An 11,426-nucleotide genomic window follows, 5' to 3' on the forward strand; every position below is an offset into this window, starting at 1 on the left:
TATCTAAAAAAAATCATTTCCGCTTTGCATATTTCCTTAGATAAAACTGTCTCATAAGCACAGCATCGAACTTGCTCAGCTCTTTCGCTCCGCCCAGAAATTCTGCTTCGATAAAAACCTTACAGCTCTTCTCCAGAACCTGCGCCACGGCGAAACAGTCATCCATGGTCGGTGCCGCGCACACAGCCCCGTGGTTGGCCAGTATGCAGGCATTCCGTCCCTTCATAGCTTTGAGGGTTTCCCTGACCAGTTTCCCCGTGCTGGGAAGAGCGTATTTGGCGATCCGGACATCGGGGCCGATCAGCTGGGCCATATCGTCCAGGACCGCCGGCATGACCCGGTGAGCCGCTGCTATAGTTGAAGCATTAACCTGATGGGTGTGTATTATGGCATTGATGTCCTTACGGGTTTTATAGAGTCCCGCATGGACGCCTTTTTCCGACGAAGGCTTCACATCGCCTTCGTGTTCACCGGTAAGATAATTCATAATCACAATGTCTTCCGGCGTCATCTCTTCGTAGGCCTTGCCGCTGGGAGTAATGGCGCAGAGCCGGTCATCGATCCGGACGCTCACATTCCCCCAGGTGCGGGCGACCAGTCCCTCATTGAGAAGTTTCATTCCCGCATCACAGACCTGTTTACGTGCTTCATCTTTCGTCATGCTTTGACCCCTTCCACATTTTTGAATACCCGCTCGAATCGCACCAGAGCGTCATCGATGATCTCATCCGTATCGGCTGCGGAGGTGTACATCCGGCTTCCCGCCAGTGTGACAAGCCCTTCCGCCATATAAGCGGCGCCCATATGGGTCATTTTGTCTTTCCGGGAATGAATTTCCTTCAGTTTGCCGGGAACCTGCCAGATTTTCATGATGTTGATATCGAAGAGCATAGTTCCCACTGTTTCCAGATGGCAGATCGATCCCTGGTTGTAGGCGACAAAGGGCAGGTCATATTTTTTGATAAGAGCTTTCAATCCTTCGGTCAGTCTGTCCCCGGCTCGTCCAGCTTTTCCAATGGCGTTTGTTTCGGCGATTTTTTTCAAAGTGAAATAACCGGCTGCCGAACTTAGGGGATTGGCCGCCAGCGTTCCGCCCACATGGGCTTTTTTCGACTTCTTCCCGCCGAGTCCGCCGGCCAGATAGGCCATGTACTTTTTCTTTCCGCCCAGTCCCCCGGCCGAGGGATATCCGCCGGCTACGACTTTTCCGAAAACTGTCAAATCGGGAGAGACATTGAAATATCCCTGGGCGCCGCTCATGGCGATACGGAATCCCGTAACCACTTCATCGAAGATGAGAAGAGCCCCGTATTTGTCGCAGAGTTCCCGCACTTTACCGTTGTAGTCATAATCAAGCGGCCGCGTTCCGCTTTCCGGTCCGACAGGCTCCATTATAACAGCAGCCGTTCCGCCGCGGAGTCGGTTTCTCTTCAACATTCGCTCCATCGCCGCGATATCGTTGGGATAGACTTCCTGAGTGTATTTGTAATAAGCCGACGGTATGCCGTGAGACTCAAGCCCGCCCACTCCGGGGATACGGTTCCCGTAGGAAAGCTGGTCGCTCCATCCGTGATAGGCTCCCCCGAGTTTAATAATGTTCTTCTTTTTTGTCGCCAGCCTTGCCACTCGCACGGCAGCCATGGCCGATTCGGTTCCCGAATTAAGCATACGGAACATCTCTACCGAGGGGAAATTTTCGCAGATCAGTTTGGCCAGTTTCATTTCATACTCATGAAACAGCCCCGTTACCGATCCCGTGCTGTCCAGGAGCTCTTTCACTTTCTCCCTCACTTCCGGATCGTTGCTGCCCAGAACGGTCGGACCGCCCGCCTGAAGGAAATCGATGTATTTGTTCCCGTCAAGATCCCAGAGCCAGGCGCCTTCAGCTTTGGTAAAAACCAGGGGAAAAGGATAATTGAAAGCCAGATTGTGCTGAACCCCTCCGGGAATATACTCCTTAGCTTCCTCGATCATTTTCTTCGAGGCAGTACATTTCTCTTCATAGTACTTCAGATATTCCTTCATCGCTTTTTTTGTAATGCTTCTCGAGGGCTGCGCGATGAGAGCGTTAAGCTCTTTCATGACCTCTTGCGTGTTGTGATATTCTTTAATAGCGAATTGTTCCTTCACTTATGTCCTCCGTTCAGTTGGGAAAATGATTTTTTGTTGGTTCCATAGAGCCTTTTGAATACGGCGAAATTCTTATTATAAATATGACGGTTTTCCTTCCGGGGCTGGAATGTCTTTCTCAGGGGTATAAGCGCTTTGACCTCTTCATATCCTTTTATAATCCCCAGCCCCAGTCCGCAGAGTATGGCAGCGCCCGCGGCGCCGGTATTCTTCGAATCAGCCAGAGCTTCCACGGTTTTTCCCGTAATATCCGCCAGTATCTGGCAGGTTACATCGGACCGGGCTCCCCCGCCGGCAAAGCGCACAACATCTCCCACCGGAACATTTTTCTCAATGGACTCAAGGAGCCACCGATTGTGAAAAATCATCCCTTCCACAACAGCGCGGATCATGTCCCGTTTCCCCGTATTGAGATTGATATTGAAGAAGATGCCTCTCGCGTTGGGATCTTCGAAAGGGGCTCTGTTACCGTGGAGCCAGGGAGTGAAGATCACCCCGTTCGAGCCGGGCGGCACTTCGCTGATCACTTCGCTCATATACTCGTAAAGCGTGTTGTACACCGTTTCCGGATCTTCCGAGATCTCTTTTTTTTCCAGATAGATGCCGATGGAATCGAGAGCCAGATGGTCCCTCACCCATTCGAGGCATTTACCCGAAGTTTCCTGTTCGCCTATATAATTGTAATATCCCGGACGGGCTCCGAATATGGAGGCGATCATGCTGTCGAGATCCACTTTCCGGTTTTTAAGAACCGACGCCACCCATCCCGAAGTCCCCATATAGATATGGGTGTCATTCTCTTCAGTCATTCCCGAGCCGAGAGATATGAGCGTCAGATCTCCTCCGCCGCCGAAGACCGGGATTCCCGCTTTCAGTCCGAGGCTTTCCGCGGCACTTTCCGTCAGCCCCCCTGCCGATTCTGTGGCTCCGATGATTTCAGGCATATGGGAAGACTTCACGCCGAAGATGCGGCAGAGAGTCCGGCTCCAGCTCCTCACGCCTTTTCTCGTATTATATATAAATGTGGCATTGGCCGAATCGTCGGTCATGACAAACCGGTCCGTGCAGCGGAGAATCAGGGCCTCTTTAACATCGAGCCACTTGTGAACGCGGGAAAAGATCTCCGGTTCATTATCCTCGACCCATTTGTACTTCCACAGGGGATCCTTGACGCTGGCCGAAACGCCCCCTGTCAGAAAAAGGGAAACCAGGAGCCGGAAGGCATTCATTCCGGCAATTTTCACACCTCTCTTTAATCCCCGTTTCTGTTGAAGGCCGCCTCGCTGATCCATGTAACTCATGGCCCGTCTCAGAGGTTTCCCCTCTTTATCGACAAGTACCAGCCCCTGCATCTGGGAACAGAATGACAGGCCTTCGATCTTGTCTGCCGGGACGCCCGACTCTTTCAGTACGGCACGGGTGGTAACTGTCATGGCATTCCACCAGTCTTCTACATCCTGCTCGGCACCGCCGTTGTCGAGAATATAAAGAGGATATTCACATAAATCACTGGCGACCAGTTCCAGGGAACCGCCGATTTTATAGAGGCACGTCTTGGCGCCGGTGGTACCGATGTCATAGGCCAGAACATAACGATCCATTCAACTTCCTTTCAAAAAGTGAGCAGCTACTCACTTTTATATCATATTAACACATAAGAGAAAAAAAACAAGCTTGAAATTCCCGGCAGGGCAGCCATACACTGACATATGGGTAAAAAAAGTCTCGCTGTCCTCCTGCTTCTTATCACCTCTGTCTCACTTTACGCTGAAGGAAAAGACATCCTGACACTATCTCTTTCGGGAGGAATGACTCTTGATATCGCGGAGTTCGGTCTGGAAAAAAAGTTCCTTTCTGCTGGAATAGCCTTTCAGTTCCCGCGCACGGTTTCTCCCGGATTCAAGCCTCAGTTCTCCTTCAATAACGATACATGGAGCCTCTATCTTCCCGCTGTTCTCTCTCTACCCATACAATCAAGATCAAACAGAAAAATCACTCTGGAACCTTACATGGGAGGCGGTGCGGTCTATTTCAGTGATGACAAGGCTTTTTATCCTCTAGTAACAGGAGGATTGATATTTCATATCGGTTCTTTTTTCACCGATGTCCCCCTCTATTGGTATTTTCATGACAGAGACAGCGACTTCCTTATCGGACTGAACCTGGGTTGGTCCTTTGCCTTCCCGCGATAATTAAGGCTTTTTTCATATTCTGACCTTGCTGGAAAAGGAAAAAAAGAACAAACACTCTTTCATAAAAATGTCCCTTATTTTAAAATTAATACTATGATCAGATTTTTTCTTCGTCATCGCAAGGCGGTTCTCATAATAGGTATTGTTTCCACTGTTCTTCTGGGGGCCAATGCCCTCTTTTTAAAAATCAACGGCAGTTTCACCACAGTCCTTCCCAAGGATGATCCCGACTTTCTCTACAACCGTTATGTGGAGGATACCTTCGGACATTCCGATGAAATCATTCTGCTTCTCACTGACGAGGAATCGATTTACAACGAAGAGGTTATCAGAGCCGTCAAAGGCATCACCGAAGATCTGTCGGAACTGGATCTGATTGAATCAAACAGCATTTTCACTTTCCTGACCGCATCGGATTTCGATTTTAACGCCTTGAGCGACGACAGGGCGGCGAATGATGAATTGATCGCCGAACTGAAGAATTTTATGGAGACCGACCCTTTTTCAACGGGCATCGTTACGAGCAAAGACGGTTTCAGCTGTCTCATCATAGCCCCGGTTTCGAGCGAGCTGACACTGGACGAGGAAAGCCTGACGGAAACGGTCAGCGCCGTCTACGAGATAACCGATAAATACGAAGCTATGTACCCCCGCATTACCATAGAACAATCGGGTCATCCCGTTGTCAACTCGGAGATCATGGCCCGGATCACGACAGATCTTCTGGTTCTCTTCATCGTAGCCATTGTCACCGTAGCGATTATGCTCCGCCTGATTCTGGGAAGTTTTAAAGCCATGCTGGTCCCCATAGTCATCACGGCCATTTCCGTTCTCTGGACTTTCGGCCTCAAGGGACTGCTCCGCTCCGACCTGACCATAACAGAAGCCGTCATTCCCGTTATCCTCATATCGGTAGCCTGCGCTGACGGTATTCACATCGTCAGCGAAGTGTTTCACTTCATGCACCACGGCCATTCGACGGACCGGTCCATCCGCATGACCATGCACCGCCTCTGGAAACCGGTTGTACTCACAAGCCTGACGACGGCTACTGGTTTCGCTTCCTTTGTATTTTCAAGAGGCGAATCGCTCCGCAATATGGGGCTCTATCTCGCTTTTGGCGTGCTGACGGCCATGCTGTTTTCTCTTATTTATATCCCCGTAATCATGTCCTGGTTCGAACCGGTACAGATCCGCAAGCACAACAAACATTTCTCCCGGCAGCTGAAACTGCTCCACAGGATCGAGCTGATAGTGGAAGCTATTATAAGAAAGAGGGTTTTCGTTATCATAGGAGCCTTTGTCATACTGGGACTTTCCATCTGGGGCATGACCAATATCAATACGGATACCGACGAAATCCGCTATTTCAAAAAGGACAATCCCGTAAGGATTTCGGCTGAAAAGATTGAGAGAGAGATGGGAGGGATCAGCGCTCTGCAGATCATTCTCGAATCGGACCAGAAAAATATTTTCCAGGAGCTTGATATCCTGCAGGCCATGGCGGAGTTTCAGAAAATACTCAATGCCAGGGATGATGTGAGCTACAGCCTGTCCCTGGCCGATTATGTGAGCAATTTCTACTTCCGCATGAGAGGCAGGAATCCCGAAATGTATGAGATTCCCGAAAACCAGCTTTTCCTGACCAGAATGTTCCGCATGATCGACAGTACTGAGGATCCCCGGATCGAGAGTATCAAAGCTTTTGTCGATGAGGATTACCGCCGGGCGAAAATAACAGTGAGGATCAACGACTCCAATACATCTGTCATGGAGCAGATTCTGGCTGATATCAAACCGGAACTGGAGCGTCTGTTCGATGACCGGATCACCGTCGGCTATGCCGGGGATTTTCTGAGGCTCAGCAACGGACGGATTATCGTCGAGAGCCAGGTTATGAGTCTGACGGCAACCCTGGGTGTTATCCTTATCGTTCTGTCCTTTATGTACCGCTCCCCCATTATGGGCATTGTCGTATCCCTGCCGGTGATCATCGCCGTCATGTTCAATTTCGCCATCATGTGGCTCTTCAATGTCTCGCTCAACCCCGCCACGTCCATCATAGCGGCGGTCGGCCTGGGTGTCGGAATCGATTACTCCATCCATCTATACTCGCGGTTCCGGTTTCTGTACAGGAAAAGCGGCCGGAAAGAGGAAAGCATCGTCAACGCGGTCGTTGAGACATCGAGAGGGATTTTATCCAATGCCCTGTCTGTGGGGCTGGGATTTCTGATCCTGCTTTTATCGGCTTACAGCATCATAAACGATATGGGCTGGATTGTGGCTCTGTCCATGGTGACGACATCCATAACATCACTGGTTCTTCTGCCGGTTTTACTCTCTTATATCGTCCCTTCAAAGAAGTAAGCCGGAATCTGTCCAGAAAATCCGTATTTTTTCCTCAACAAAAATGTTTACGGAAACATTTTTCGGTGATACACTATGTTTACGCAAACAAATTAGAACCGTAAAGGACTGATATGACAAATCAAATAGACCATATTCCCTTGAGGAAACTGAGTCTGAAATCGAGAATCTATCATCAGCGCTACCTGCTTTTCATGGCCCTCCCGGCCGTTATCTGGATGATCGTTTTCAATTACATTCCCATGTACGGGATCATTATAGCTTTCAAGCGCTACAGAATCATTAAATCCATAGCCGATGCTCCCTGGGTGGGACTGGACCACTTCAGAGAATTATTCACGGAAGGCGACTTCGTCATGGTTATTAAGAACACGCTGGGCATCGGATTCATGAGGCTTTTCATCGGGTTTCCCCTCCCCATAATATTTGCACTTTTTCTCAATGAAATTAAGCATGCCGGGTTTAAAAGAACAATCCAGACCATTTCCTATCTGCCCCACTTCATATCCTGGGTTGTTCTGGGGGGAATCATGATGAACTGGCTTTCAGACGCCGGTCTTTTCAACGAGATCCTCATGAAAATGGGAGTCATCGATGAACCCCGCTTCTTCCTCGCCGAGCCGGAGTCTTTCTGGAACATCGCCGTTTTCTCCGACATATGGAAAGAACTGGGATGGGGCGCCATTATCTATCTGGCGGCCATTTCCGGAATAAGCCCGACCCTGTACGAGGCGGCGACAGTAGACGGAGCCAACCGCTGGCATAAAATGATGCACATAACGCTGCCATCCATTATGCCGACTGTCTCTATCATGCTCATTCTGGCCATAAGCGGGATCCTGACGACCAACTTCGATCAGATTCTGGTACTCAGAAATGCCGTAAACCAGTCTGCCAGCGATGTTATAGACATTTTCGTCTACCGCGTGGGCTTTAAAATGAACCGTTTTTCCTACGCTCAGGCCATCAGTCTGTTCAAATCGGTCGTCGCGCTGATTCTCCTTCTGGGAGCCAATCAGATCTCCAGGAAAACTCAGGGTCACTCCCTTTTCTAACAGGTATCGCATATGAAAATTAAAGAAAAAAAACTGGAATTGTTCCCGAAAATAAACACCCTGTTGATGATCCTGATCTGTTTCATCACGCTCTACCCTATATGGTATACCATTGTACTCTCTTTCAATGATGCCAACGATGCCCAGATGGGCGGCATCTACTGGTGGCCCCGCCTTTTCAGTCTGAAGAGTTACAGCGCCGTGTTCGCCAATGCCAACATCATCAACGCCTTTACGATTTCTGTTCTCAGAACGGTAATCGGAACGCTGACCCATGTCTTTTTTACGGCCATGACGGCTTATGCTTTCTCAAAAAAGAGGCTTGTCGGAAGAAATGTCTTTCTGGCAATCGGTACTTTCACCATGTTTTTCAACGGCGGGCTCATTCCCTTCTTTCTTCTGCTCAAAAATCTGGGAATGCTGAACAATTTTATCGTCTATATCGTGCCGACCATGTTCAACTTCTTCCATCTGATAATCTTCACTTCTTTCTTCAGAGGCATTCCGGGAAGTCTTGAAGAATCGGCCATGATAGACGGAGCTAATGAGTTTCGCACCTTCATTCAGATAATCATTCCCCTCTCCATGCCCGTCCTGGCTACGATCGCCCTGTTTCACGGTGTGTGGAACTGGAATGATTTCTTCTGGGGAGTCATTTTTGTCAATGACGAATCTCTCCAGCCAATCGGCACCTATCTCTACAGGATAATCGCCGAAACAGCATCTTCCAATATGAAGATCAATATGCCGGGAGCCATCAGCCTCAAGGCCGTGAACTCCCAATCAATCAAACTGGCAACAATGGTTGTCGCCACGACTCCCATCGTGCTCACCTACCCCTTCCTGCAGAAGTACTTCGTAAAAGGTGTCATGATCGGATCGGTTAAAGAGTAAATCCGGCTTCAGGGATATGTCCCGAAAGCCTGATGATATTTAGAGGAGGATTTTTCTATAATGAAAAACAAGCTTATCAATGTATTCGCACTTGCGATTTTCTTCCTGACCGCGACTCTCTTCGCCGGCGGTCAGCAGGGCGATGAAGCAGCGGCTCCCGCGGCAGATCTCGACCCTGATGTCCCCGGATGGACTCTCGATACGAGCCCTGTAGAATTCGACTGGTATCTCCACTTCTCCTGGTTTCCCAATCAGTGGGGTGTTGATCCTCTGTCACAGTACGTAACAGAGAAAACAGGTGTCGATATCAATTTTATCGTTCCCGCCGGAAGCGAAGCGGAAAAACTGAACACCCTCATTGCCGGTGATCAGCTCCCGGACTTCATCACAATCGGATGGTGGGAAGGTTTTGTCAACGATATGATCGAAGGCGATATGGTTTACGCCCTGGACGAACTGGCCGAACAGTACGATCCTTATTTCTTCGAAGTCGCCGTTCCCTCCAGACTGGGATGGTACGAGAGAGAAGACGGACACGTTTACGGCTACCCCAACGCTTCTTATTCTCCCGAAGACTACGAAAGATATGATGTTCCCGCCAACCAGACTTTCCTGGTTAGAAAAGATATGTACGAAGCCCTCGGAAAACCCGATATGAGAACTCCCGAAGGATTTATCGCCGCCCTCGAAGCCGCAAAAAAAATGTTCCCCGAAGTTAACGGGCAGCCCCTTATCCCCTTCGGATCCCATGAGTTCGGAGACCAGGGAAGCGACTCCTTCGGTAAATTCCTCCAGGACTTCCTGGCCATCCCCTACGAAGAAGCAGACGGTACAATGAAAGACCGTTTCGCCGATCCCGAGTACAAGAGATGGCTCAAAGCCTTTAACGATGCCAACGACAAGGGTCTCATGTCTCCCGACATCTTCATCGACAAAAGAGCTCAGATGGAAGAGAAAATCGCCCAGGGCCGTTACTTCTCCATGCTCTATCAGAGAACCGACTTCGCAAGCCCCCAGATGACTCTTTTCAAAAACGATCCCGATTCGGTTTACATCGCCGTTCCCGGACCTTCCAACTCGAAGCTGGATGATCCCACACTGGCAGCTGTCGGCATCTCCGGATGGACTGTGACTCTTATTTCCAAAAACTGCGAGAATCCCGAAAGAGCTATCCGCTTCATGTCCTACTGGATGAGCGAAGAGGGACAGAGAGATTTCTATTATGGTGTCGAAGGCGTTACCTGGGAAATGGTGGACGGCAAACCCCAGTTCATCCCCGAAGCCAAAGAGATGATGGATACGGACAGACCTGCTTTCGACAAGCAGCACGGTGCGAACCAGACTTTCTGGATGCTTATGGACAACCCCATGTTCGAACAGTGGCAGCCCGCACCCGTCGAGCCTTTCAAGCAGATGATCGAATGGACCTATCCGTACACTGTCAGCGTTTCCCAGTACGACAACACCGAGCCCACTCCGGACCTGGATGAAGGTATTGTTCTCGGAAAAGTTAAAAACATGAGAGGAAAATACATTCCCGCTCTCGTTACAGCAAAAAGTGATGCCGAATTCGAAGCGATCTGGAATGAATGGCAGCAGAAGAAAGCTGATCTCGGGTACGATGATGTTCTCGAATATCAGACTGAAAAACTCGAAATCAATAAAACCAAACTGGGCTTATAATTAGCGTATTTTCAATATATACTGATTGTCAGTAACCGCTCCCTCCTTCGGGAGGGAGCGGTTCTTTTTTTTACCGGAGAATATTAATGGCAACACAGAAAGATGTGGCAAAACTTGCAAATGTTTCATTCATAACAGTATCCCGAGTCATCAATGATATGGGAAATGTAAAAGAGGAAACGAGGCAGCGCGTTCTTGATGCCATCAAGGAACTCAATTACTATCCCAACACCATAGCCCAGGGATTGAACAGGAATAAAGTCCGGACCCTGGCCATACAGGCTCCGATCCCCCGGAATGTCAGCATTGAGGAAACATCCTATTACAGGCGGGTGCTGATCGGAATAGAGAAATACTGCATAGAAAAAAATTACGATATTCTTCTTTCAACCCAGAGAGGTGACATAGATTCCTTTGACTACCTCAAACCTTATTACGAAAGAAAAGCCGATGGAATCGCCCTTTTGGGAGCCAGACCCACAGACGAGCAGTTCGACAATATACTCAAAGACAATATTCCCTGTGTCGTTGTGGGTGACAGACCTCCCGGAGATAAGGTTTATTACATCGATACGGACAACTTCCGCGGCATGTATGAGGCGACTAAAGCGCTGATTGAAAAAGGCCATAAGCGAATAGCCTACATCCACGGCAACGTATGGACAAAGAACGCCACTGACCGCTATGACGGTTACCGCTCGGCCATGGCCGATTCGGGATTGGATGTTAAGGAAGAGCTGGTCTATCCCGGAGAATTTACCAAGGAATCGGGCAGCGAAGCTTTCGCCTCATTCACATCTCTAAAGAACGTTCCCACAGCGATACTAGCCTCCACGGACCTCATGGCAATCGGTGTCTATGAAGCGGCGAAGAACAGCTCTTTCAGCATCCCCGAAGACATATCGATTATCGGATTCGACGGTCATGAAATATGCAGTTATACAAGTCCGCCCCTGGCAACGATATATCAGCCACTCGAGGAGATGGGAGAAGAGTGCGCCAGAATGCTTATCGGGCAGATCGAGGAAGATTCCGATCTGGAAAGGCGGAAGATCTTCCCCGTTACTCTCATACCCGGCGAAAGCATTGCCGACAGGCGCTGAGT

General features: G+C 49.3%; 9 protein-coding genes. 6 read left to right on the top strand and 3 right to left on the bottom strand.

Annotated elements, in window-relative coordinates; translation table 11 throughout:
• Positions 1–13: 13 nt before the first annotated feature.
• The 3 genes from HNR50_RS04645 to HNR50_RS04655 are packed head-to-tail and all read right to left on the bottom strand — an operon-like array spanning position 14 to position 3,731.
• Positions 14–661 (bottom strand): class II aldolase/adducin family protein, encoded by a 648-nt coding sequence (locus tag HNR50_RS04645; RefSeq protein ID WP_184744318.1) that lies wholly within the window; start codon positions 659–661, stop codon positions 14–16.
• The gene (locus HNR50_RS04650) at positions 658–2,130 is read right to left on the bottom strand and encodes an aminotransferase class III-fold pyridoxal phosphate-dependent enzyme (protein ID WP_184744320.1); all 1,473 of its coding nucleotides are present in this window, start codon (positions 2,128–2,130) and stop codon (positions 658–660) included. Before HNR50_RS04650 ends, HNR50_RS04645 begins: the two co-directional genes overlap by 4 nt.
• Positions 2,127–3,731 (bottom strand): xylulokinase, encoded by a 1,605-nt coding sequence (locus HNR50_RS04655; protein WP_184744322.1) that lies wholly within the window; start codon positions 3,729–3,731, stop codon positions 2,127–2,129. Before HNR50_RS04655 ends, HNR50_RS04650 begins: the two co-directional genes overlap by 4 nt.
• Before the next feature lie 108 nt (positions 3,732–3,839).
• Here HNR50_RS04655 and HNR50_RS04660 point away from each other — a divergent pair, with 108 nt between their 5' ends.
• The 6 genes from HNR50_RS04660 (at position 3,840) to HNR50_RS04685 (ending at position 11,424) form a co-directional block, all read left to right on the top strand.
• Positions 3,840–4,322 carry a hypothetical protein gene (locus tag HNR50_RS04660; RefSeq protein ID WP_184744324.1) on the top strand — a complete coding sequence of 161 codons (483 nt, stop codon included), beginning with the start codon at positions 3,840–3,842 and terminating at the stop codon, positions 4,320–4,322.
• Between the two features lie 93 nt (positions 4,323–4,415).
• Positions 4,416–6,689 (top strand): efflux RND transporter permease subunit, encoded by a 2,274-nt coding sequence (locus HNR50_RS04665; RefSeq protein WP_184744326.1) that lies wholly within the window; start codon positions 4,416–4,418, stop codon positions 6,687–6,689.
• Between the two features lie 113 nt (positions 6,690–6,802).
• Entirely contained in the window at positions 6,803–7,744 is a 942-nt protein-coding gene (locus HNR50_RS04670) for an ABC transporter permease (protein WP_184744328.1), read from the top strand.
• Between the two features lie 12 nt (positions 7,745–7,756).
• Complete coding sequence (locus HNR50_RS04675; RefSeq protein ID WP_184744330.1) at positions 7,757–8,638, top strand: carbohydrate ABC transporter permease; 882 nt, start codon at positions 7,757–7,759, stop codon at positions 8,636–8,638.
• A gap of 60 nt (positions 8,639–8,698) precedes the next feature.
• Positions 8,699–10,321 (top strand): extracellular solute-binding protein, encoded by a 1,623-nt coding sequence (locus HNR50_RS04680; protein ID WP_184744332.1) that lies wholly within the window; start codon positions 8,699–8,701, stop codon positions 10,319–10,321.
• Positions 10,322–10,407: 86 nt separating this feature from the next.
• Positions 10,408–11,424: a LacI family DNA-binding transcriptional regulator gene (locus HNR50_RS04685; protein ID WP_184744334.1), complete on the top strand. Its 1,017-nt coding sequence runs from the start codon at positions 10,408–10,410 to the stop codon at positions 11,422–11,424.
• The last annotated feature ends 2 nt before the right edge of the window (positions 11,425–11,426 follow it).

Origin of the sequence: Spirochaeta isovalerica, from assembly GCF_014207565.1 — a bacterium.
Taxonomy (GTDB): domain Bacteria; phylum Spirochaetota; class Spirochaetia; order DSM-2461; family DSM-2461; genus Spirochaeta_F; species Spirochaeta_F isovalerica.